A 23769-nucleotide genomic window follows, 5' to 3' on the forward strand; every position below is an offset into this window, starting at 1 on the left:
GGCGGGAGGGAGCCATGAGCGACCGCGGGACGAGCGGCGGAGAGAACCTGGGCGGACGGGTGGTCCTCATCACGGGGGCGGCCGGCGGCATCGGCGCGGCCTGCGCGCGCCGGCTCCACGCCCAGGGGGCGCGTCTGGTGCTGGCCGACGTGGACGGCCCCGCGGTGGAGCGGCTCGCCGCCGCGCTCGGCCAGGCGGCGGTCCAGGTCGATGTGACGCGAGGGGCCGACATCGCGCGCATGGTGGAGGAGCCCTATCGCCGCTTCGGCCGCCTCGACGTCCTCTTCAACAACGCGGGCGTGATCAGGGCCCAGCCCCTGCTCGAGGTCAGCGAGGCCGAGTGGGACCGCGTCGTGGCGGTCAACCTGAAAGCGGCGTTCTTCGTGCTCCAGGCATCCGCGCGGCGCATGGTCGCGCAGGACCCGATCCCGGGCTCCGAGCTCCGCGGCAAGCTCATCCAGACAGCCTCCATCGCCGCGTACCGCGGCGGCAACCCGCTGCTCGCCCCCTACGCGGCGACCAAGGCGGGCCTCATCAGCCTCACCCGCTCGGGAGCCCAGGCCCTGGCCCGCCACCGGATCACCTCCAACTGCGTCTGCCCGGGCGCGGTGGACACCCCCATGTGGGAGCAGATCGACCGCGAGTGGGGCGCGCTCGAGGGGTGGCCCGTCGGCGAGGCGTGGAAGCGGCGCACGGCGGATATCCCGCTGGGCCGGCCGGAGCGCGCCGAGGACGTGGCCGGCGTGGTGGCCTTCCTCGCCGGCCCCGACTCCGACTACATGACCGGGCAGGCCATCAAGGTGGACGGGGGCCTGGTCATGGGCGACTGAGGCGCGCCCCGCCCGGCGCCCCGATGAGGAGCACGACATGCTCGATCTGGTGATTCGCGGCGGACAGGTCGTCACCCCGCAGGGCGTGGGGGCCTGGGACATCGGCGTCCAGGGCGAGCGGATCGCCATGGTGGGGCTGCTCGGCGAGCTCCGGGACGTCGGGCGCGTGGTCGACGCCACGGGGAAGATCGTCGTCCCGGGCGGCGTGGAGCCCCACACGCATCTCGCCCACTGGATCTCCATGCAGCCGGAGGAGCCGCTCTTCACGCTGGGCCCCGAGGAGGACACCCGCGGGATGGCCTTCGGCGGCACCACGACGCACGTGGACTTCTGCTTCGTGCGACCCGGCAAGGACCTGGCCGAGGTGATCGAGCCCCGCGTGGCGCTGCTGGGCGTCCAGCCGCTGCGGATCTTCGACCAGATCCCCGAGGCGATACAGCAGGGGTTCCCGTCCATCAAGGTCTTCACCGCCGACATCCTGCCCCCGCATGCGAAGCGGCCCCCCTCGCGGCTCGACTTCGGCCGGATCCAGGCCGCCATGGAGCAGGTGGCCCGCCACGGCGGGATCATGGCCGTGCACGGCGAGGACCACGACATCGTCCAGTTCAACTACGAGCGGTTCCGGGCAGACGGCCGGCTCGAGGGCGCCAACCTGCACCTCATCCACAACACGCTCTCGGAGGCGCTGTCCTTCCGCCGGACGATCGCGCTCGCCCGGGCGACGGGCGCCGCCGTCTACTTCGTCCACACCTCCGCGCAGGCCGGCGTCGAGGCCGTCGCCGAGGCGCGCGCGGCGGGGCAGCCCGTGTACGCGGAGACGCTCCACCATTACACGTGCTTCACCGCCGACGACTACCGGACCCCGCGCGGCTTCTGCTACCACACCTACCCCTCCCTCAAGGGTCCGGAGGATCAGCGCGCGCTCTGGGATGGCCTGCTGGGCAGCGGGGTGTCCACGGTCGGCACCGACGAGTTCCCCACCTCGCTCGAGCTCAAGCTCAGGGGCAAGAGCGTGGAGGATGTCACGGGCGGCAACCTCGGCGCCGAGGCCCGGATGGGCATCGTGTTCACCGAGGGCGTGGTCGGGCACGGCATGTCGCTCCAGCGCTTCGCCGAGGTCACGGCGACGAACGCGGCCCGCCTGCTCGGGCTCTACCCCCGAAAAGGGGTGATCGCGCCCGGGAGCGACGCCGATCTCGTCCTCATCGACCCCGCCATCAGGAAGCGGCTCACCCGCGAGGACTTCCACGTGAGCGACTACAGCCCCTGGGAGGGGTGGGAGGCGCGCGGCTGGCCCGTGACGACCATCTTGCGTGGCAAGGTCATCGTGGAGGGCGGCCGGCTGCTGGGCGGCACGGACGACGGCCGCCTCGTCCCCCGGAAGATCGACCCCGCCGTGCTCGCGCGCCCGGCCTGCTGACCCCGCGGCTGTGCCCTGAAGGGAGCGGCCCGACGCCGGGGAGCGGCTCCTCCTCGGACGTTCGCGCTCACGCTGACGCGGCGATGCCGACCGGGCACCCGACGCCGGTGCCGCCGAGCCCGCAGTACCCGGACGGATCTTTCGCGAGGTACTGCTGGTGGTACTCCTCCGCGTAGTAGAACTCCGGCGCCTCGACGATCTCGGTGGTGATGGGCCCGTACCCTGCCTGGCGGAGCGCCCGCTGGTAGGCGTCGCGTGAGGCCTCGGCGAGTCGGCGCTGCTCGGGCGTGTGGATGTAGATTCCCGAGCGGTACTGCGTGCCGACGTCGTTGCCCTGGCGCATGCCCTGCGTGGGATCGTGGCTCTCCCAGAAGCGGCGGAGCAGCGCCTCGTAGCTGGCCGCCTGCGGATCGAACACCACCCGCACCACCTCATTGTGGCCGGTGAGGCCCGAGCACACCTCCTCGTACGTCGGGTTGGGCGTCACGCCTCCCGCGTAGCCGACGGCGGTCGTCCACACCCCGGGGATCTGCCAGAAGACGCGTTCGGCGCCCCAGAAGCACCCGAGTCCGAACAGGGCCGACTCGAGGCCCTCGGGGAACGGCGGCCGGAGCCTCCGGCCATGGACGAAGTGCCGGTCGGACAGGGGCATCGGCTCCGCGCGCCCGGCCAGCGCCTGCTCTCGCGTCGGCATCACGATCGTCTTCTTCCACGCTCCCAGCATGGTGCCCCCCTCCTCCCCGGGTAGACACAGCGTACCCCCCAGGGCAAGCGCGGCCGACTGGAGGCGTCTTCGGGTACCATGGATGGCGGAGGTGACGTCATGAGGATCTGGCTGGCCGCCCTCCTGCTCGCGGGCTGCGCCATGGCGCCGGCGGGTCCGACGCCCGCACCCTCCCGCCCGCCCGAGCTGATCGCGCTTCGCCACTTCTTCGCGAGCCGCGAGGTCAACTGGGGCTATCGCGTGTCCCCTGACGGGACGCGTCTCGGCTGGCTCGCCTCCCACGGGGGCCGCAGCACCGTGCACTTCCGCACGATCGGGGCGGACGACGCTCGCCCGATCGACACGCACTCGCGGCGCACCGTCTTCTCCTTCACGTGGGCGGCCGACAGCCGCCGCATCCTGTACCTGCACGACCAGGGCGGGGACGAGAACACCCACGTCTACCTGGCGTCCATCGATCGCCCGGATGACCCGCCCGTCGATCTCACGCCAGCGCCGGGCAGCCGGGCCTGGGTTCACCGCGTGAGCCGGAGGGATCCGGCCCACGTCGTCATCGCCTGGAACAGGCGGGACCGGGCGGTCTTCGACCTGTACCGGGTGCACCTCGACACGCGCCAGCCGGCGCTGATCGCCGAGAACCCCGGCGACGTCCTCGACTGGCTCACCGACGCGGACAGCCGCCCTCGCGCGCGGGTCCGCCGGATCGGCGCCGAGGCGCGCGCGCTCGAGGTCCTGCGCGAGGGCGGCTGGGTCGAGCTCCAGCGCCTGGACCTCGAGGAGTTCAACCTCCGGATGCTCGACGTCACGCCGGACGACCGCGGGCTCTGGCTCCTGTCCAGCCGTGGGCGCGACCGCCTCTCGCTCGTCCGCGTCGATCTCACGACCGGGGCGGAGTCGCTCGTCCACGAAGACCCCCGGCTCGACCTCGAGTGGGCGATCATGAGCGCGCGGACGCGGACCCCCCTCGCCGTCGTGACGTACCCGGGCCGCCAGGCGATCCACTTCTTCGACCCGTCGTTGCAGGCGGATCTCGAGCCCCTCCGGCGCGGGATCCCGACGGGCTTCCACATGCTCAGCTTCGATGATGCCGAGCGCTTCGTGACCGTCGAGGTCTTCACCGAGAAAGGCTTCGAGAACTATCTCGTGGACCGGCAGACGAAGGCGCGCACCCTTCTCGGCCGCTCGCAGATGGTCCAGTTCGCGGAGGCCCTCGCCACGACCGAGCCGATCGGGCTCCCCACCCGCGACGGCCTGTCCCTGCACGGCTACCTCACGCGCCCCCCCGGCTTCGCGGGCCCGGGCCCGGTGGTGCTGCTCGTCCACGGCGGCCACTGGGCCCGCGATTACTGGGGCTACAGCAGCCTCGTCCAGTTCCTCGCCAACCGCGGCTACGCGGTGCTCCAGGTGAACTACCGGGGCTCGACCGGGTACGGCCGGGCGTTCCGCGAGCTCGCGGTCGGCGAGTACGCCGGCAAGATGCACGATGACCTGATCGACGCGGTGCGGTGGGCGGTCGGCACGGGCGTCGCCGACCCCGCGCGGGTGGCGATTTACGGCGGCAGCTACGGCGGCTACGCGAGCCTCGTGGGCATGACCTTCACGCCGCAGCAGTTCGCCTGCGGCGTCGCGATCGTGGGCATCTCGAATCTGGTGACCTTCTACGAGACGGTGCCGCCGTACTGGCAACTCGGGGTCATGCCGCTCTTTCACAAGTACGTGGGCGATCCCGGCCGTCCCGAGGACCGGCGACGCCTGGAGGCGAAGTCACCGCTCTTCAGGGCGCACCAGGCCGAGCGGCCCCTGCTCATCATCCACGGCGCCCGGGACGTCCGCGTCAACGTCCGCGAGTCCGAGCAGATGGTCGCCGCGCTCCAGCAGGCCGGCAAGGAGGTGCGCTTCGTCGTCTTCCCCGACGAAGGCCACAGCCGCAGCTACGGCAACTGGCGGAACGCGATCCGGCACTACACGGAGGTCGAGGACTTCCTCGCCCGCTGCCTCGGCGGGCGGAGAACGCCGTGAGGGTCGCACTCGGACACTCTCGCCTTCCCTGGGCTCTTGCCGCGCAGCCGGAACGGCGGCATGCTACCGGGGGCATGGCCGACCCCGGGGCGAGAACGCCGGTCACGGACAGGCTCGAGCGGTGGCTGCGCGAGTCCGGGGTGGACTTCGCCATCTTCGAGCACGCGCCGGTGCACACCAGCGAGGAGGCCTCCCGCGCCCGGGGCACGCCGCTCGAGGAGGGCGCCAAGGCGCTCGTGGTGCGCGCGGACGATCGCTACGTGCAGGTCGTCCTGCCCGCGCACCTCAAGGCCGACAATGCGCAGCTCCGCATCATCCTCGGCACCCGAAAGCTCCGCTTCGCGACGCCGGAGGAGCTCTCCGCCCTGACCGGCTGCGCCCCCGGCGCGGTGCCGCCCTTCGGCAACCTGTTCGGCCTGCCCGTGCTCGTCGACGAGGCGCTCTGCCGGAACGAGCGGGTGGCGTTCAACGCGGGAAGCAACTCCGTCTCGATCACCATGCGCCGTGAGGACCTCGTGCGGATCTCCGGCGCCACCGTGTGCCGGTTCGCGCGACCCAGCACCTAGGCAGGCTGCTGAAAGAGGCCCATCTGCGGAGGTACGGCGCCCTCGGCCGCACGCTCAACGTACAGCGAGTACGCCTCGCGTGCGACCGTCGGGCGCCGCCTCGCATCTGAACCTCTTTGAGCCGCCTGCAGGGTTTTCCCGCAATAGCGAAGCGGCCATGACCGGGAAGGAGACGGGGCCATGAAGGTGGCGACCTGGCGGGGCGGCGACCGCTTCACGATCGACGGGGTGCCCGATCCCGCGCCGGGGGCGAGGCAGGTGGTCGTCGATGTCGAGGCCGCCGGCATCTGCGGCACCGACGTCCATACCGTCCAGGGCCTCTTCGCTCGCCCGGCGCCCTTCGTCCTCGGCCACGAGTACAGCGGCGTGGTACGAGAGACGGGCCGGGGCGTGAACCCCCGCCTCGTCGGGCGCCGGGTGGCCTGCGAGCCCTCGTACGGGTGCGGCCGGTGCGATCCGTGCCGCCTCGGGCGCATCAGCCAGTGCGCACAGTGCGTCCGTGTCGGCGGCTTCGCCGAGCGCGCCCTGCTGCCCGCCGGCTGCGTCCACCCGCTGCCCCGAGGGCTCGACCCCGTCACTGCCGCAATGGCCGAGCCGGCCGCCTGCTGTCTGGCCGGCCTCGAGGCGTTCCGCATGCCGCCCGAGGCCACCGTGCTCGTCATCGGAGGAGGCCTCATGGGGCTCCTCACCATGGTGCTGGCCCGACGGCGCGGGGCGCGGCGCCTCGTCCTCTCCGACCCCGTCGAGGAGCGCCGCCGGGTGGCCCGGCGGCTCGGGGCTCACGCCGTCGTGGACCCCGCGAGGGAGGACCTGCGCGACCGGCTGATGGCACTGACGCGCGGGCGCGGCGCGGACGTCGTCTGCGAGGCCGTCGGCAGGCCGGAGCTCGTGGCCCAATCGGTGGCCCTGACCAGATTCGCCGGCATCGTGAACCTGGTGGGCGTGAGCCCCCGGGAAAGTCGCCTCCCGCTGGATCTCTTCGACGCCCAGTACCGTGAGATCAGGATCGGCGGCGTGTTCGGCCGCGGCACCGCCTTCCGTCGCGCCCTCGCGCTCTTGCCGTCACTGGGCGTCGAGCGGCTCGTGACCGCGCGCTTCCCGCTCGACTGCATCGCCGAGGCCTTCGCCCACGCCGCGGCCGGGAAGGGCATCAAGACCGTCATCACGCCAGCCGGCTCACGCCCCTGACCGCCGAAGTACCGGCCGGGCGCAGGCCGCCTCGACGATCGCCACGTTGGCCGCGGCCTCGTCGCCCGTCGCGCCCACCCCCCGCTGCCCGCGCACCGCGCGCACGAAGTCCGCGACCAGGGCCGCGTACGGCGCCAGCGCTGCCGGTGCCGCGAAAGTCCCTCCCCCGGCGGCGGAGGTCTGGAGCGTGGCCGCCCCGGTGAACGTGTCATCGGCGCGAATCCAGCCGGCGCTGCCGTAGATCTCGACGCGGCTTCCGGGGCTGGCGCTGGCCGCGCTGGTCTCGACGATGCCGATGCCCTGGCCCCCCAGGGCGAGGAGCAGCGCGGCCGTGTCCTCGGTCTCCACCGCGAAGCGCTGCGCGGCGAGCGCGGCGCCGACCAGGCTGGCCTCGGGCCCGCCCAGCCACAGCATGAGATCGATCAGATGAGAGCCGAGATCGTTGATGACCCAGCCCCCGCTCTCCACCGCCGACCGCCGCCACGACGGCGGGCCGGAGGCGTCCTGGTCGCCATAGTAGGGATAGCGCCAGAAGCGGTGGATGCGAAAGAGGCCGATGTCGCCGACGGCGCCCGCCCCCAGCAGGTCCCGCAGCCGGAGATGCGCGGGACGGAAGCGATGCTGGTACCCCACCCTCAGCGTCACGCGGGCCTCGTGCGCGGCGCCGATGGCGACCGCGGCGTCCCGGTCGGTCGTGGCCAGCGGCTTCTCGGCGAGGATGTGCTTGCCGGCCGCCGCGCAGCGGGCGATGTGGGTGGCGTGCAGGAAGTTGGGCGAGCAGATCCAGACGGCGTCGACCTCCGGGTCGCCGAGCATGTCATCCAGGGAGCCGTACACGCGGGGCAGCTCGTGGCGGGCCGCGAACTCGGCGCTGCGCTCCGGACGGCTCCCCACCGCACCGAGCACGACCGTGTCCGGGCTCTGCCGGAGAGCCGGCGCCGCGACGCGGCTGGCGTGGCCGGACGTTCCGACGAGCCCGAAGCGCAACTCTTTCTCTCCCCTCATGCCCACCTCGAGCCAGCCACCGTCGAATCGGGCGCAGGCCGGATATCCTCGGCGACTGCCCGCGTGATGCGCGGCATCCCGCCTGCCGCGGGGCCGATCACACCGCACTTGCCGGGCGCCATACTGCGCGGGCGGCCGGGGGCTGTCAAGAGAGGTGGACGGAAGAGGTCGCCGCGGTCTTCGGGGGCAACGTCCGCCGCGTGTTCCAGGCAAGCGTGGGCTGAGGCTGCGGGGCGCTCAGTACAGCCCGGTGCGGTAGCCGTCCTGGAGGCGCCGATCGAGGGCTTCGACCGTCGTGTCCGCAGGCTGCGCGTGATCCATGAACACCTGGGCGGCCGAGGGCAGGTCGGAGCGATCCGGCCAGCGCCCGGGCTCCCAGAGGCCGGAGCGCTTGAAGGCCTTGGCGCAGTGGAGGAAGCACTCCTCGACCTCGACGACGACGGCGAGCCGCGGCGGCTTGCCCTGCACCGAGAGGCGCTCCAGGAGCTCGGCGTCGCGCACGATCGCGGCGCGGCCGTTCACGCGCAGCGTCTCCTCCATCCCGGGCACGAGGAAGATGAGCCCCACGCGCGGGTTCTGGACGAGGTTGCGCATGCCGTCGAGCCGCTTGTTCCCCGGCCGGTCGGGGATCGCCAGGTGCGTGTCGTCCAGAACGAGGACGAAGCCCGGCGCATCGCCTTTGGGCGACACGTCGCAGCGCCCCTGGGCATCCGCCGTGGCCATCAGCAGGAACGGCGAGTGCGCGATCAAGGCGCGGCAGTGGGTGTCCAGCCGCCCGATCTGCTTCCGGAGCGCCATCTCGCTCGGCGCCCCGATCAGCGCGCGCAGCTCGCCCTCTGACGTCACCACATGCCGGAACGTGCCGTTCGTCACGGTGTCATCCCTCCCGCGTCAGGCCCCTCGGCGAACGCGCCACCGGGGCGCTGCCACTGGCTCCCCTCCCAGCTGCCATGCTCCTTCCCGCTCGGGTCTTGCGCCTGCATCTTACCTCGTGCAGCGGGAGGTCGATCAGCCCTTCACGGCCGATGGCCATGCCCACGTGGGGATTCGGGCCGGACGGGGAGGCGACTCGTCAGTGAGCGGCGACTGCGTGGTCGAGGATGAGGGGCACCGGGAGCCGGCAGGACGAGGAGCGGGGCGCCCGGCGGGTCCGAGCGTCCGCCCTGGACAGCTCAGCGCAGGTATACGGCCTTGAGCAGCTTGCTCGTGCCGTCGAAGCGGAGCACGGAGACCCGATCCAGGGTCACCGTCCCGGTCGCGCTGCGCTCGAGGTCGGTTTCCGCGCGCGTGAGACGCTTGACATTGGCCTCGTCTGCCGCGGCCCGGACCTGGTAGACCCAGAACTGGTCGCCCCCCACAGAGAATGTCCGCAGCGGCAGGCCAACGACTCGCGTGATGCCGAAGGCCGTGTCGAGGCCCACGGTGACCGGCGGGTTGTCGGCCTCGGCGACGCGTGCCCCCGGCAGCATGAGACCGCCTGAGAGCCCGAAGCCGGCCGGGGCCAGAATGAAGAAGGCCGCCAGGGCCAGCGGGCTCAAGAAGACGACCCCGCGCAGCCAGGTCACGAGGCTGAACGCTCCATCCCGTGTCATGTGCCTGCCCCCCTTCCCGCACAGGTGAGGAGCAAGCCTCGTGCCGGCCTTGAGACGCTGGCCCGTAGAGACATAAGGGGGGGTTAGCCGCCGCCCCTGCGGACAACTCTGGCGCCGACGCCAGGGGTCTGGCGCTGACGCAAGGGGGCGGCTGCCAGCCAAGATGCCGTATCGCCGCATCCCGGGGCGGGGGTGCCCGGGGGCATCGGGCCTTCGCCCCGGAGGTCGTGCGCACCGGCCGGTTCAGATCCACCGCCAGCACGCCGAGAAAGCGCCGGGCGGGGCTCGGGCCGCTCCGCTACTTGAGCGTGGCCGGGTGGAAAAGAAGCCACTGGTCGGCGCGGGGCGTCCAGGCGAGCCGGTCGCGCGTGGCGTAGATGTCCACCTGCTGCATGAGGAACACCCACGTGGCATCCTCGACCATCGCCCTGGCCAGGTCGCCGTAGATCTTCTTCCGCCGGGCGGCGTCGGTGGTGCTGCGCCCGAGGTCGAAGAGCTCGTCCACGCGCTCGTTCTTGTAGTAGAGCCCGCGCCCCTTGGAGGAGACCAGGTTGTAGAGCTCGTCGCCGTCCTGCATCGGGCCGCCGAGCCCCAGGAGATAGGCGTCCTGCATCTGCTTGCCGAGGTAGCGCTTGAAGTAGGCGCCCCACTCGGCCACCTGCACCCTGGGCTTGAAGCCGGCCTTCTGCCACTGCCCGCCCAGCGCCTCGGCGATCTCCTTGTCCCCCTGGTAGCGCCCCGCCGGCGACTCGAGGGTGATCTCGAGCCCGTCGGGGTAGCCCGCCTCGGCCAGCAATCGTTTCGCCTTCGCCGGGTCGTGGGCATAGCCCTTCACGGAGGCGTCGTAGCCGAACATGTTGGGCGTGAAGGGCCCCTGCTGGCGGCGCCCGTTGCCGTCCATCACGCTCTTGATGATGGCCTCCACGTCGGTGGCGTGGTTGAGCGCCTGCCTCACGCGGACGTCGGACAGAGGCTTCTTGAAGGCGTTGAGACCGAGATAGATGATCCACGTGCTGGGCACCCGGTGGACCTTGATACCCGCCACCCTGTCCAGCTCGCGCCCAAGGTTGGGCGGCACCGTGGTGATGAGGTCCACCTCGCCGTTGCGGAGCGCCGCCGCCCGCGTGAAGGGCTCCGGGATCGGCTTGTAGACGATGCGGCGGATCTTCGGCGCCCCGCGCCAGTGCCGGTCGAAAGCCTCCACGACCATGTGGTCGTCCTTGACGAGCTCGACGAACCGGAACGGGCCGGTGCCCACCGGGCGCAGCGCGAGCCCCGGGTTGCCCTTCTCGGCGGTGTACTTCGGCGGGACGATGGCGAAGTCGATGAGCCGGTTGATGAGCGGGGCGTAGGGATTCCTCGTGACCAGGTTCACCGTGTAGTCGTCGAGGACGTCGATCCGGACGACCTCGGAGACGGTGGCGCGGTTCGGCGACTTCTGCTCGGGGGCGAGCACCCGCTGGAAGGTGAACCGCACGGCCTCGGCGTTGAACGGCTCGCCGTTGTGGAAGACCACGCCTCGGCGCAGCTTGAACTGCCAGGTGCGATCGTCCAGGAGGCGCCAGGACTCGGCCAGCTCCGGCACGATGCGGTTGTCGGCGTCCCGCCCCACCAGCGAGTCGAACAGGCTCACACCCACCTGGGCCCGGATCGAGGACAGGTTCATGGTGGGGTCCAGGTTCTCTGGCGTCCACGGGATGGCGACGCGCAGCTCACCCTGGGCGGCGGCTGGATTCACGGGCAGGAAGGCGGAGAGCAGCAGAGCGGCGAGGCCGACGAGAAAACGGATCTTCATGACGGGCTCCTCACGGTTCTGACGACGGCGTCGAGATGCGCCTCCGGGGTGTCCAGCGGCAAGACGCATCCCGGCGCGACGATGAGGCCCAGGCCCCCGGTCTGGCGGACGGCATCCCGGACCTCGGCGGCGATGGCCGCCGCCGGCCCCTGCCTGAGCGTGGTCCACTCGGCCAGCCCGCCGACCGCCGCGCCCTTGAAACGCCGCTGCGCCTCGGCGAGGGAGGGCGCGGTCAGCCGGTCGTGCCAGTTGATGGCATGCGCGGGGAGGGCGGCGACCTCGTCGAAGAGGATGTCCTGGCCGTGGACGTGGAGCAGCGTGAAGGGCGACGCCCCCTCGATGGCCTCGAGGACGCGGCGCGTGTACGGGGCCGAGAAGCGCCGGTACTGCTCGACGGTGAGGACCTCGCGGCTCGCGGTCTGGCTGGCGAAGAAGATCCCGTCGGCTCCTGCCTCGAGCGCGGTGAGCGTGTAGCGGATCACCGTCTCGGTGATGGCATCCAGCGCGCGAAAGACTGCGTCAGGATCGGCGAGCAGATCCTCGGTGAGCCTGTCGCCCGCGAGCTTCCGCGCGATCGTGAGCGGCGAGAAGATGGTGTGTAGCACCGGGGTATCGTCCCCGCGGCCTCGCGCGATGAGTCGGAGCGCCTCCAGCTCGCGCCCCAGCGCTCCCGCGCCGGGGTCCAGGGGCTTGATCCGCGCCCAGTCGTCAAGCGAGCGGACGGCGTGCTCGGTACACTGCTTGGCGCCGCCGGGGGAGCCGGTGTAGGCGACCCGACATCCCCAGTCTTCCACGCAGTACACGCCGCTCGACATGATCTTGATGAGGTCGAGATCCCAGCGCCGGTGAAAGGCCAGCATGGCCTCGGCGAGGCCGGCCGCCGTGTGGTCCACGTCGGGCGCATGCCGCCAGAAGGCCACGGGCGGGTGATCCACGGGCTTCCGGGAGAGTGCCGCCTCGACCCGCTGGCGCTTGGTCATCGCGGTCACGCCGCCGAGTGTACCACCAGGGCGCCGCGCTCTCGGAGCCCGGCGCCGACGGCCCCGGCCACAGGTCACAGGACCCGGTAGAGGCGGACGGGGGCGTCCACGTTCTTGAGCGCCCGCGCCCCCAGGTCCTCCACCGGCACCTCCTGGCCCAGCCGCGCCCGCGTCGTCTCGCTGATGACGATCTCGCCGCCCTGCGCCACGGCCGCCAGGCGCGCGGCGAGATTGGTCGTGAGGCCGGAGGCGGTGTAGGTCCACCGCGTCCCGGCCCGCCCCTCGATCTTCGTGGCGCCGAGCAGCGCCGGGCCCGTGTTGATCCCGATGTGCATCGCCAGCGGCCCCGCCTGCCCCTCGAGCGCGGCGCCGAGCTCGCGCGCCCGGCGGTGGATCCCCCGGGCGGCGGCCACCGCGGCCCGGCCGTGGTCGCCCTCGTGGAAGATCACCATCAGGCCGTCGCCCGCCGTCTCGTTCACGTCCCCGCCGTGTCTCACGATCTCGTCGAGGAAGGCGCCGAAGTAGCGCTCCACGAGTGCGTCCAGCGCCTCGGGAGCCAGCGTGGAGGACAGCCGCGTGTAGCCGGTGATGTCGGCGAAGAGCACCGTGACGTCGGCCTCCCGCTTCTCGAGGGACGGCGCCTCGGGCGACTCCTCGATCAGCTCGCGCACCCGCTGCGGGACGAACTTCGCCAGGTTGGTGCGGATCAGCAGGCTCCGCTCGAGCTCGCGCGCGTAGTCGAGCACGCGGCGGTGGGCCTCCGCGTTGGCCACGGCCACCGCCGCCTGATCGGCGACGGCCTCGAGCAGCGCCAGGTCCTCGGCGGTGTAGGGCGCCTCCGAGCGCTTGGGCCCGAGGAGCAGCAGGCCGCGCACCTCGTCCTGGAAGCGGAGGGGCACCACCACCTCGGCCCCGAGGGCGGCGTAGGCGGTGGCCGCGCCCGCGCCCGCGCCGGCCACGCGCGGGTCGGCCGCCACCTGGTAGCGCGACAGCGCGCCCGGCACGGCCTCGAACACGGGGGCGAGCGCGGGCTCGATCGGCCCCACGAGAAGCCGCGCGGCGCGCGCGTGCATGGAGGTCTCGAGGGTCGTCGTCAGCCGGCGGGTGATCTCCTCCAGGTCCAGGAGGCTGCGCATGGAGCGCGCGAGCCCCTGGAGCGTCCGCACGTAGTCCAGCCGCTCGCGGAAGAAGGTTCGGTCCACGGCGCGCCTCACACGCTCCCGCAGCGGATTGAACAGGAGCACGACGACGAACATGAAGCCGGCCGAGAACCACGGCGAGCGCACGAGATCGGACTGGGCGAGCAGCGCGTTCGCCCCGGCGAGCAGGAGCGCGTACGCGCCCGTGATGAGGCCGGCCAGCGCCGTGTAGACCACCGATCGGCGGATCACGACCGTGGCGTCGAAGAGACGGTAGCGCACGGTGGCATAGGCGATGGCCGCGGGGTAGAGGAGGACCAGGGCCGAGCCGAGCTGCGGGTCCACCGGCCCCGCGTAGAGGTGGGTCAGCGGCCCGAGCATCAGCGTGTTCCAGAGGCCGAGCCCCAGCCCGATGCCCAGCAGCAGCACGGTGGTCTGCTGGTTGACGAGCGGAGAGGCTGCCCGGCGCCGCGTGTCGAGGAGGGCGGCGATCTTGATGGGGAACGAGATGACGGCGAGGCTCACCTGGAAGCCGAGCGAGACCCGGTAGAGCGTGCCCTCGGCGAGCCACTCCGGCGCCGCCAGGTACGCGACGCCGAAGACGGAGGTCGAGAGGATGCCCAGGGCGATGGCGGCGGCGTAGAGGCGTGGCGCCACACGGTGGCGGGCGAGCCAGGCCTCGCGCGGCGGGTTCGCGGGATAGGTGAGAAAGAAGACCCAGCCGTGGACCGGCAGCAGGACGCCGACCAGGCCCACGAGCGAGGCCCCCCACTTGGCGGGGCCGAGGACGGCCTCCGGCACGGCCGTGTTGGACACGGCCCAGAGGCACATGTACACGAGGAAGTACCGGTTGGGCCGGGCCGCGGGGTTCTGCCAGAAGACGAACACGCCGGTCGCGAGCATGACGGCGGAGACGAGGAAGTAGACGGCGAAGCGGTCCACGACGCGCTCCCAGGCGAGCGGGCGCGGGCCGATCTCGACAGTGAGCCGGCGGCCCGCTCGCTCGACGTCATATCGGATGGGGCGCGAGGGGTCGCGCACGCGCGCCATCAGCGTCACCGGCGAGCGGCCGTCCACGGCCACGAGGCGGTCGCCGAAGGCCAGGCCGGCCGCGCGCGCTGCCGGCTCGACGGGAAAGACGCGATAGTCCACCGCGAAGAAGAAGCCGGGGTACGGGCGGCCGACCTCCGCCGCCAGCCCGAGGCCCAGCGCGAGAAGGGCCGCGGCGCTCGCGGCCACGAGGACGGTGAAGCGCAGGTCTTGCCGCATCATCGAGCTCAGGGGATCATACCCCGCTGCGCTATACTCCTCCACCGTGACCACCGCGCCACGCTCCGTCACCGATCCGTGGTTCGAGGCCCTGATCGCCCCGCGGGCCATCGCCGTCCTCGGGGCCTCCGATGACCCCGTCAAGATCGGCGGCCGACCGCTCGCCTTCCTGCTCCGTCACGGCTACCGCGGCGGGCTCTTCCCGGTGAACCCCACGCGCGCCACGGTGCAGGGCCTGCCCGCCTTCCCGAGCCTCGACGCCCTCCCGTCAGCCGTGGACCTCGCCATCGTCGTCGTGCCGGCCGAGCGCGTGCTGGAGACACTCGGGGCGGCGGCCGCCGGGGGCGTGCGGGTCGCCATCGTGTTCAGCAGCGGCTTCGCCGAGGGGGGCGAGGCCGGCCGCCGCGAGCAGGCGCGCATCGGCGAGCTGGCGCGGCGCACGGGCCTGCGCGTGCTCGGACCCAACTGCCAGGGCTTCGCCCATCTGCCCTCGCGTCTGCTTGCCACCTTCGCCTCCTCCTTCCTCGACGAGACGCTCCACGTGGGCCCCGTCGCCATGGTCAGCCAGTCGGGCGCCATGGCGGGCATGCTCTACGAGATGGCGCGCGACACGAGCCTCGGCTTCAACTACTGGGTCAGCACCGGCAACGAGGCCGACCTCCAGGCAGCCGAGATCCTCGCCGAGGTGGTGGAGGACCCGGAAACACGCGTGGCCCTCTGCTACCTCGAGGATGTGAAGGATGCCGCGCGGTTCCGGGAGGCGCTCGGCCGGGCGCATCGCCGAAACGTCCCCGTCTTCGTCCTCAAGACCGGCCGCACCGCCGAGGGCCGCCGGGCCGCCCGCTCTCACACCGGCGCGCTGGCGGGAGAGGATGCCGTGTACGACGCCGTCTTCAGGGAGTGGGGCGCGATCCGCGCCGCCGACCCCGCGGATCTCCTCCACCTGCCCCAGGCCTTCCTGCGCTATCGCCAGGCGGGGCCCCGCGTCGCCATCCTTTCCAACTCCGGCGGGCTCGGCGTGCTCTCGGTGGATCTCTGCGCCGATCTCGGCCTCGTGCCCGCGGTGTTCACCGTGGAGACGACGGCGGGGCTGCGGGCCGCGCTCCCGATCTTCGCCGCGCCCCAGAACCCCGTGGACCTCACGGCCCAGCTCCTGTCCGACCCGGGCATGCTCATGCGCGTGCTGCCACTCCTCGAGGGCGATCCCGGCGTGGACATGATCGTCTTCCAGGTCGCGCTCTTCGGCGCGGCCAGCGACGTGGCCCGCTTCGTCGGCGACGTGGCGGCCGTGGCGCAGCGCACGAGCAAGGTCGTGGCGGTGTCCTGCCCCCAGCGTCACATCGTGGAGCGCTTCCGTCAGGCTAGCGTGCTCGCCTTCGACGATTCGACCGTCGCGCTCCGGTCCCTGGCCTGTCTGGCTCACGCCACGCGGCAGCGCTCACGCTGCCTGGCGCGCACGACCGCCATCGTCGGGCCGCCGCCGCCCGCGCCGCCCATCCCGCGCGCGCGGGCCTCGGCCCATGGCTTCCTCAGCGAGTGGGAGAGCCGCCGCCTGCTCGAGCCCTTCGGGCTGCCGCTGGTCCAGAGCGCCCTCTGCGCCGATCCGGACGAGGCCGCCCGCGTCGCGGAGAGGCTCGGCTACCCGGTCGTCGTCAAGATCTGCTCGCGCGATCTTCCCCACAAGTCCGAGGCGGGCGGCGTGGCGCTCGGACTGACGGACGCGCGGGCGGTCGCCGAGGCCTGTCGCCGCATCCGGGCCTGCGTCGCCGAGCGCGCACCGGGCGCGGCCGTGGAGGGGTTCCTCGTGCAGCGGCATGCGGCCGGGTCGCTCGAGCTGGCCTTGGGGGTCAAGACCGACCCGGTCTTCGGCCCCGTGGTGCTGGTCGCCGCGGGCGGGATCCTCGTGGAGGCGCTCCGTGACTTCCGGCTGCTGCTGCCGCCCATCGACCGGGCGGCGGCCGAAGAGGCACTGCGCGGGCTGCGCGTGGGCCCACTCTGGGACGGGGCGCGCGGGAGCGCGCCGCTCGATCTGCCGGCGGCGGCCGATCTCCTGGTGAGGCTGGGCGTGGCCACGCAGGCTCTCGGCGGAGCGGTCGCCGAGATCGACCTGAATCCGGTGCTCGTGGGCCCCCGGGACGCGGGGGCCACGGTACTCGACGCCCTCGTCCGCCTCACGGTCGCGCCGCGCTGAGGGCGCGCGCCATGACAACCCCGCTCACTGATTGCTTGACAGGAGATGCGCGAGAGGACTGTACTGGTGATGCGACCGGGTGGCGTGGAGTCCCCCGGCGCGCCGAAACGCATATGGAGGTGATGGGTGGACACTCCGCCGGACTCGGAGGCCGCGTCACCGGAGGCGCGCTGACCCCGTCGGGAGATCTGGGCGGGATCGCCACTCCGGTGACGCTCGATGGCACCATCTGAACGAAGACCCGGCGCTCGCCGGGCTGCGCGGCGGGAGCCGCGCGGCACCCAAAGGGGGGGCATGGGCGGGAGTGATACTCCCGCCCGCCCCGACTTCCTCGCGATCGGCCTCTGCACCCCGGCTCCGACCTTCGCGACGATCCCTGTCAACAACTTGGACTCACGCTGACAAATCGCGAGACCCTCACCCCCGCCCGGCGGCCGCCCCGGTCACCCGGCGCGCAAGAAATGCAAGGCTTCTCGGGCCGATAGCGTCTGCAGAGACTGCGCGGGGGAAGCGGGCACCGGAATTGCTCTGAATTCCTCTGTAGGGTGCGCAGCGGGGCCGAGCGGTCTCGGCATGCCGGGCAAGGCGGAATGCCGCATCAGCCTTCGCGCCGAGCCCCGGCAAGAACGCGGCGCGATCGAGATGGCGCAGACAAAGGGATAGAAATGCCTCGGGTTTCGCGCTAGATTCGTTCGAGTTGTGTCACGGTACGGCGGGAGCGGCAAGCGAATGAGCAGCGGCCAGAACGGGAGGCAACGGTGGGCGTGAGATCGAGGGTCCTGGCGGGCGGACGGACGGCGGCGATGCTCTTCGGCGGGCTGGCTCTTGCCCTCGGCGGCTGCGGCAGCCTGTCGGGAGGGATCCACACTGATGCGCTCGCGCTCGCTGCGCCGCCATCCATCGGGGCAGAGGCGACCCCGGAGGAGAGCGTCGCCTTGGTGACTGTCCCGCCGGGGGCGGAGGTCGAGGCGGCGGTGGAGGTCGAGGCGGCGGTGGAGGTCGAGGCGGCGGTGGAGGCCGACGCGGCGGTGGAGGTCGGGGCGGCGGTGATGACCGACGCGACGGCCGTCGAGCCCGCAGCTGCGCCGGATCAGGCTCTGGCCGCCGGCGAGAGCGCCCCCGCGCCGGAGGCCTTCGAGATCGTGAGCATCGAGCCGCTCACCGACGAGCACCTCTCGCCGATGATCCTGGCTCTGGCCGACGCCGAGACCGTCGCCCAGCAGGCTCCGGGCAGCCGCCCCTCGTCGCAACCGCCGCTGGAGCCCGCCATCGAGGAGTACGACCCGTGGGAGCCCTTCAACGAGGCGATGTTCACCTTCAACCGGAACCTGGACCGGTACGCCCTCAAGCCCGCGGCGCAGGCCTACAACTTCGTCGTGCCGGACGAGCTGCAGCAGATGATCGACCGCGGCTTCGACAACATCCGCGTGGTGCCGCGCCTGGTGAATAACCTCCTGCAGGCCAAGTGGGCGGGAGCCGGCCGCGAGATCGCCCGCTTCCTCATCAACTCCGTCGTCGGGATCGGCGGCCTCTGGGACATGGCCAAGCAGGAGTGGGGCATCGAGAAGAGCAACGAGGACTTCGGCCAGACTCTCGCCGTCTGGGGCTCGGGGCCGGGGCCCTATCTGGTGCTGCCGTTCGTGCCGCCCATGACGGTCCGCGACGGGATCGGCCTGGCCGTGGACGGCGCGCTGGATCCCCTGAGCTACTTCCTGCCCTTCATCTGGGATCGCTTCGCCATGACGGCGGGCGACATCATCAACGCGCGCTCGCTCAATCTGGAGCTCTTCGAGGGCGTGGAGGAGACCACGGTGGACCTCTACACCGCGGTCCGCAACGCCTACCTGCAGCGGCGCGCCCGCCAGATCAAGGAGTAGTCGGGGCGCTCCGGGAGCGCCGTCGCTTCCCGGCTCAGGTCGATCCCGGCTGCCGTCAGCCCCGCCCGCCCAACCGGCCGAGCGCCCGCGCGGCGGCGCGGGCCTTCTTGGGCGCCCGCCGGGGATTGCCCTTCTTCTCCGCCGGCGGGCGGTCGTCGTCCTCGTCCTTCTCCTCGGGCCGGTCCGCCCGTGGCGCCGCCGACGGGGCGCGCAGGCGCCCGATCCTCTCGAGGAAGTCGTCGGCGGTGATGGCGACGGCGCCCGCGCGAGCGGCCGCGCTCCTCACCTCGCGGTCGTTGGACACGACAGCGCCCCCGCCGGCCGCCATGCGGGCCAGCACGCGGTCGGCCGTCTCCCGCGCGCTGGAGAAGACCACGCGCACCCCCATCCCACCTGACGTGGCCCCGCCCGCCCCCGCCCCGTCGAAGACCACCGTGAACTGATCGCCCGAGGTGCCGGCGGCTCCGGCCAGGAGGTGGCAGAGAGCCGCCCGCCCGGAGGCCAGGCTTTCCTTCTCCCGCGAGGCCAGTGCCGGGGAGCGCCGGATCACGTTGTAGCCGTCCACCAGCCAGCGCATGGCCTCGCTATTGTACCCTCCGCGATACCCGATGACGCACTGCTCTACACGGGTTCCGCCCGGCCTTGGGAATATTCTCCCAAGCACTAAATAAAGGTTGACTCCCTCGGGTACACCACAATATCTTGGGCATCGCCCCTTAAACCGCGGCGCCCGAGATATCTGCTTCAGGAGGCTTCCATGAAGATCACCCGCCGGTTCACCCGCGAGGGCCAGAGTCCCTATGCCGGGATCGAGTTCGACCAGCGCAACTCAGAGATCAGGAACCCGGATGGCTCGACGGTCTTCCGTCAGGAGGGCATCTCGGTGCCTGCAGCCTGGTCGCCGGTGGCCACCGATATCCTGGCCCAGAAGTACTTCAGGAAGTCGGGGGTCCCGCAGACCGGCCCGGGGGGCAGGCCCCTCGTCGACGCGGAGGGGCGCCCCGTCCTGGGCGGCGAGCGGGACGCCCGGCAGGTCTTCCACCGTCTGGCCGGGTGCTGGACCCAGTGGGGCGAGCGCCACGGCTACTTCGACAGCCATGCCGACGCGCAAAACTTCTACGACGAGCTCTGCCACATGCTGGCGGCCCAGGTCGCGGCGCCCAACTCCCCGCAGTGGTTCAACACGGGGCTCCACTATGCCTACGGCCTCACGGGGCCCGCGCAGGGGCACTACTACGTGGACCCGGAGACGGGCACGCTGACGCGCGCCACCTCCGCCTACGAGCGCCCGCAAGTGCACGCCTGCTTCATCCTCTCCGTGGCCGACGACCTCGTCAACGACGGCGGCATCATGGACCTCTGGACGCGCGAGGCCCGCATCTTCAAGTACGGATCGGGCACGGGGAGTAATTTCTCCGCGCTGCGCGGGGAGAACGAGCCGCTGTCGGGCGGCGGCAAGTCCTCGGGGCTCATGTCCTTCCTCAAGATCGGCGACCGCGCGGCCGGCGCCATCAAGTCCGGCGGCACCACGCGGCGCGCGGCCAAGATGGTCTGCCTCGACCTCGATCACCCGGACGTGATGGAGTTCATCCGCTGGAAGGTCGTCGAGGAGCAGAAGGTCGCGGCGCTCGTGGCCGGCTCCCGCCTGGCCAAGCGCCGGCTCCAGGCGGTGATGACAGCCTGCCGGGTGGGCGAGCGGATCGAGGCCGATCCCAGGCAGAACCCCGGGCTGCGCGCGGCGCTCCGCGAGGCACGGGCGGCCATGGTGCCGGAGGCGTACGTCCAGAAGACGCTGCAGCTGGCGGCCCAGGGCGTGACCGAGCTGGCGTTCCCGGAATACGACACGGACTGGGACAGCGACGCCTATCTCACGGTCTCCGGCCAGAACTCCAACAACAGCGTCCGGATCCCCAACCGCTTCTTCGAGGTGCTGGAGCGGGACGGCGAGTGGGCGCTCGTGCGCCGCACCGACGGCCAGGTGTCCCGGCGCGTCCCGGCCCGCCGGGTCTGGGACGAGATCGCGCTTGCCGCCTGGGCCTGCGCCGACCCCGGGCTGCAGTACGACACCACGATCAACGAGTGGCACACCTGCCCCGAGGACGGCCGCATCAACGCCTCGAATCCGTGCATCACCGGCGACACCCTGGTGGCCACAGCCGACGGCTGGCAGCGGATCGACGCACTCGTCGGCAAGACGGCCCGGATCGTCGGCGCCGACGGCCAGCCGCATCTCGTCACCAAGATCTTCCCCACGGGCCGCAAGCCCGTCTTCGAGCTGACCACGCGCTCGGGCTACCGCGTCCGCATCACCGGCGACCACCGCGTGCTCACGGTGGGGCGCGGGGACGTGGCGGTCCGCGACCTCACGCCGGACGACCGGCTGATCCTCCAGGGGCCCGGGTTCGGCCGCCGGACACTGGCCGAGAACCTCGCCCTCGGCATCGGCGTGTCCGTCGGGGACGGCTGCCTCACGAGAGCCATGATCGGCAGCCGGGAGCAGCACTCCATCATCCTGACGATGCACGCCGACGAGAGCGCGGTGCTGGCCTCCGTCGCGCAGGCCGTCAACGAGCGGAAGGCCGCCCTCAAGGCGGTCGGCTCGGCGGGCAGGAACGACGGTGTGCAGGTCACGCGCGGCGCAACGGGCGCCCGCCTGGCCTTCGGCTCCCGTCCCGTGGTGGATCTGTTCCGCCACTTCGCCGTTCTCGACGAGGGATCGGAGAGGAAGCGCTTCACCCCGGCGGTATTCGAGCTGGACAGGCCCGCGCTAGCCGCCGTCCTCAGGGGGCTCTTCACCGCTGATGGAACAGTCGCGAACTACGGAGAGAAGTCGCAGTACGTCTCCCTCGACTCCTCCTCCGAGGAGCTGCTCCGCCAGGTGCAGCTCCTGGTGCTCTCCTTCGGGATCAAGTCCAAGCTCTACGACGGGCGCCGCGGCGACACGACGACGGCGATGCTGCCCGACGGCCGCGGCGGGAGCCGCGAGTACCCCGTGCAGCCCATGTTCTCGCTCAGGATCAGCCGCTCCTCGCGCTTCATCTTCGAGCGCGAGATCGGCTTTCACGCCGAGAGCGCGAAGGCCAAGGCCCTGGTCCGGCTCAACGCCCAGGTGGGCGCATACCGGGACGAGCTGACAGACCGGGTCGCCTCCATCGAGCCGGCCGGAGAGGAGGAGGTCTTCGACCTCACCGAGGAGGCCACGCAGCACTTCGTGGCCGGGGGGCTCGTCGTCCACAACTGCTCCGAGTACCTCTTCCTGGACGACACGGCGTGCAACCTGGCGAGCGTCAACCTGGTCAAGTTCCTCCGCGAGGACGGCTCCTTCGATGTGGAGGGCTTCCGCCACGCCTGCCGGCTGTGGACCATGGTGCTCGAGATCAGCGTGCTCATGGCCGCCTACCCGAGCCCGACCATCGCCCAGAAGAGCTGGGAGTTCCGCACCCTCGGCCTCGGCTACGCCAACATGGGCACCGTGCTGATGCGCAAGGGCATCCCCTACGACTCCTCCGAGGCCGTGGCGACCTGCGGCGCGCTCACGGCCATCATGCACGGCGAGGCGTATGCGACCTCGGCCGAGATGGCCCGCGACCTCGGGCCCTTCCCCGGCTTCGTCCGGAACCGGGAGCCCATGCTGCGCGTGATGCGCAACCACCGGCGCGCCGCCTACGACGCCGAGCCGAGCCGGTACGAGGGGCTCAGCATCACGCCCCTCGGCATCGACCCCGGGCACTGCCCGGCCCCACTGCTGGAGGCCGCGCGCGAGACCTGGGACCGGGCGCTGGCGCTGGGCGAGGCCCACGGCTACCGCAACGCCCAGGTCACCGTACTGGCGCCCACGGGCACCATCGGCCTCGTGATGGACTGTGACACCACGGGCATCGAGCCGGACTTCGCCCTGGTGAAGTTCAAGAAGCTGGCGGGCGGCGGGTACTTCAAGATCATCAACCAGAGCCTGCCCGTGGCGCTGCGGACCCTGGGCTACGCCGAGGGCCAGATCGACGACATCATCGCCTACTGCGTCGGGCGCAAGACCCTCCGCGGCGCCCCGGCCATCAACCACGACACGCTCCGGGCGCGGGGCTTCGACGAGGCCGGCATCGCCCGCGTGGAGGCGGCGCTCGAGGGTGCCTTCGACATCACGTTCGCCTTCAACGCCTGGATCCTCGGCGAGCGCTACGCGGCCCAGCAGCTCGGGCTCAACGAGGCCCGGCTGGCGGAGTGGAACGGCAACCTCCTCCGGGCGCTCGGCTTCACGCCGGCCGAGATCGAGGCCGCCAACGACTACTGCTGCGGCACCATGACCGTCGAGGGGGCGCCGCACCTCGCTCCCACGCACCTGCCCGTCTTCGACTGCGCCAACCGCTGCGGCAGGAAGGGCCAGCGCTTCATCCCCGTGGCCGCGCACATCAAGATGATGGCCGCCGCCCAGCCCTTCCTCTCCGGGGCCATCAGCAAGACCATCAACATGCCGGCCGACTCCACCGTCGAGGACGTCAAGCAGGCCTACCACGCCTCGTGGCGGAGCATGCTCAAGGCGGTGGCCCTCTACCGCGACGGCTCCAAGCTCTCCCAGCCACTCAATGCGGTGGCGGACGAGGAGGAGGCTGCGGCGGCGGACGTGGAAGCCGTGGCCGAGAAGATGACCGAGCGGGTGGTGACCCAGTACCTGCGCGAGCGGCACAAGCTCCCCGACCGCCGCTCCGGCTACACCCAGAAGGCGGTGGTGGGCGGCCACAAGGTCTATCTCCGGACGGGGGAGTATCAGGACGGGACGCTGGGCGAGGTCTTCCTCGACATGCACAAGGAGGGCGCCGCGTTCCGCTCGCTCATGAACTGCTTCGCCATCGCGATCTCGCTCGGACTCCAGCACGGCGTGCCGCTGGAGGAGTTCGTGGACGCCTTCGTCTTCACCCGCTTCGAGCCCAACGGCATGGTCACGGGTAACGACCGGATCAAGATGGCCACCTCCGTGATCGACTACGTCTTTCGCGAGCTGGCCATCAGCTACCTCGGGCGCACCGACCTCTCGCATGTGGCGGCGGAGGACCTGCGCGGCGACACGATGGGGAGCAAGGCCGGCCAGGGCCCGGTGCCGCGGCCGCCCGTCGCCCCGCCGGCCGCGCCCTCCACCATGCGGGCGACGCCGACGACGACGACCGGCAGGGCCGCCTCTC

The 23769-nt window shown here is 71.8% G+C and carries 16 protein-coding genes; 8 read left to right on the plus strand and 8 right to left on the minus strand.

Annotated features, from left to right (window positions below):
• Window positions 1-14: 14 nt before the first annotated feature.
• A complete protein-coding gene (locus tag HYV93_05740; protein MBI2525465.1) occupies window positions 15-830 on the plus strand; it encodes an SDR family oxidoreductase in 816 nt (271 codons plus the stop codon).
• 37 nt (window positions 831-867) lie between these two features.
• The gene (locus HYV93_05745) at window positions 868-2250 is read left to right on the plus strand and encodes an amidohydrolase family protein (protein ID MBI2525466.1); all 1383 of its coding nucleotides are present in this window, start codon (window positions 868-870) and stop codon (window positions 2248-2250) included.
• 67 nt (window positions 2251-2317) lie between these two features.
• Here HYV93_05745 and msrA read toward each other — a convergent pair whose 3' ends face one another.
• Window positions 2318-2974 carry a peptide-methionine (S)-S-oxide reductase MsrA gene (msrA, locus tag HYV93_05750; protein MBI2525467.1) on the minus strand — a complete coding sequence of 219 codons (657 nt, stop codon included), beginning with the start codon at window positions 2972-2974 and terminating at the stop codon, window positions 2318-2320.
• Window positions 2975-3073: 99 nt separating this feature from the next.
• Between msrA and HYV93_05755 the strand changes: the two genes are divergently transcribed.
• The 3 genes from HYV93_05755 (at window position 3074) to HYV93_05765 (ending at window position 6747) form a co-directional block, all read left to right on the plus strand.
• Complete coding sequence (locus tag HYV93_05755; GenBank protein MBI2525468.1) at window positions 3074-4993, plus strand: S9 family peptidase; 1920 nt, start codon at window positions 3074-3076, stop codon at window positions 4991-4993.
• A 74-nt stretch (window positions 4994-5067) separates the two neighbouring features.
• Window positions 5068-5559: a hypothetical protein gene (locus tag HYV93_05760; protein ID MBI2525469.1), complete on the plus strand. Its 492-nt coding sequence runs from the start codon at window positions 5068-5070 to the stop codon at window positions 5557-5559.
• Window positions 5560-5739: 180 nt separating this feature from the next.
• Entirely contained in the window at window positions 5740-6747 is a 1008-nt protein-coding gene (locus tag HYV93_05765) for an alcohol dehydrogenase catalytic domain-containing protein (protein MBI2525470.1), read from the plus strand.
• On the opposite strand, the gene HYV93_05770 is transcribed toward HYV93_05765, so the two are convergent.
• The 6 genes from HYV93_05770 to HYV93_05795 all read right to left on the minus strand — a co-directional run bounded on the left by HYV93_05770 (window position 6736) and on the right by HYV93_05795 (window position 14530).
• The gene (locus HYV93_05770; protein MBI2525471.1) at window positions 6736-7752 is read right to left on the minus strand and encodes a Gfo/Idh/MocA family oxidoreductase; all 1017 of its coding nucleotides are present in this window, start codon (window positions 7750-7752) and stop codon (window positions 6736-6738) included. The two genes, HYV93_05765 and HYV93_05770, sit on opposite strands and share 12 nt — an antisense overlap.
• A 237-nt stretch (window positions 7753-7989) precedes the next feature.
• Window positions 7990-8625: a pyridoxamine 5'-phosphate oxidase family protein gene (locus HYV93_05775; protein ID MBI2525472.1), complete on the minus strand. Its 636-nt coding sequence runs from the start codon at window positions 8623-8625 to the stop codon at window positions 7990-7992.
• Window positions 8626-8924: 299 nt separating this feature from the next.
• A complete protein-coding gene (locus tag HYV93_05780; protein MBI2525473.1) occupies window positions 8925-9344 on the minus strand; it encodes a hypothetical protein in 420 nt (139 codons plus the stop codon).
• Window positions 9345-9642: 298 nt separating this feature from the next.
• Window positions 9643-11139 (minus strand): hypothetical protein, encoded by a 1497-nt coding sequence (locus tag HYV93_05785; protein MBI2525474.1) that lies wholly within the window; start codon window positions 11137-11139, stop codon window positions 9643-9645.
• Window positions 11136-12119, minus strand: coding sequence for a uroporphyrinogen decarboxylase family protein (locus HYV93_05790; protein MBI2525475.1), 984 nt, complete (start codon window positions 12117-12119; stop codon window positions 11136-11138). Before HYV93_05790 ends, HYV93_05785 begins: the two co-directional genes overlap by 4 nt.
• A gap of 74 nt (window positions 12120-12193) precedes the next feature.
• Window positions 12194-14530 carry a GAF domain-containing protein gene (locus tag HYV93_05795; protein ID MBI2525476.1) on the minus strand — a complete coding sequence of 779 codons (2337 nt, stop codon included), beginning with the start codon at window positions 14528-14530 and terminating at the stop codon, window positions 12194-12196.
• 43 nt (window positions 14531-14573) lie between these two features.
• Here HYV93_05795 and HYV93_05800 point away from each other — a divergent pair, with 43 nt between their 5' ends.
• Both HYV93_05800 and HYV93_05805 read left to right on the plus strand, forming a co-directional pair.
• Window positions 14574-16718, plus strand: a complete 2145-nt coding sequence (locus HYV93_05800; protein MBI2525477.1) for an acetate--CoA ligase family protein — start codon at window positions 14574-14576, stop codon at window positions 16716-16718.
• A gap of 764 nt (window positions 16719-17482) precedes the next feature.
• The gene (locus tag HYV93_05805; GenBank protein MBI2525478.1) at window positions 17483-18595 is read left to right on the plus strand and encodes a VacJ family lipoprotein; all 1113 of its coding nucleotides are present in this window, start codon (window positions 17483-17485) and stop codon (window positions 18593-18595) included.
• Between the two features lie 55 nt (window positions 18596-18650).
• On the opposite strand, the gene HYV93_05810 is transcribed toward HYV93_05805, so the two are convergent.
• Entirely contained in the window at window positions 18651-19172 is a 522-nt protein-coding gene (locus HYV93_05810; GenBank protein MBI2525479.1) for an NYN domain-containing protein, read from the minus strand.
• Window positions 19173-19352: 180 nt separating this feature from the next.
• On the opposite strand from HYV93_05810, the gene HYV93_05815 reads away from it, so the two are divergent.
• The coding region (locus HYV93_05815) for a vitamin B12-dependent ribonucleotide reductase (GenBank protein ID MBI2525480.1) at window positions 19353-23769 on the plus strand (4417 nt) is incomplete at its 3' end.

This window comes from Candidatus Rokuibacteriota bacterium (assembly GCA_016188005.1).
GTDB lineage: Bacteria > Methylomirabilota > Methylomirabilia > Rokubacteriales > CSP1-6 > UBA12499.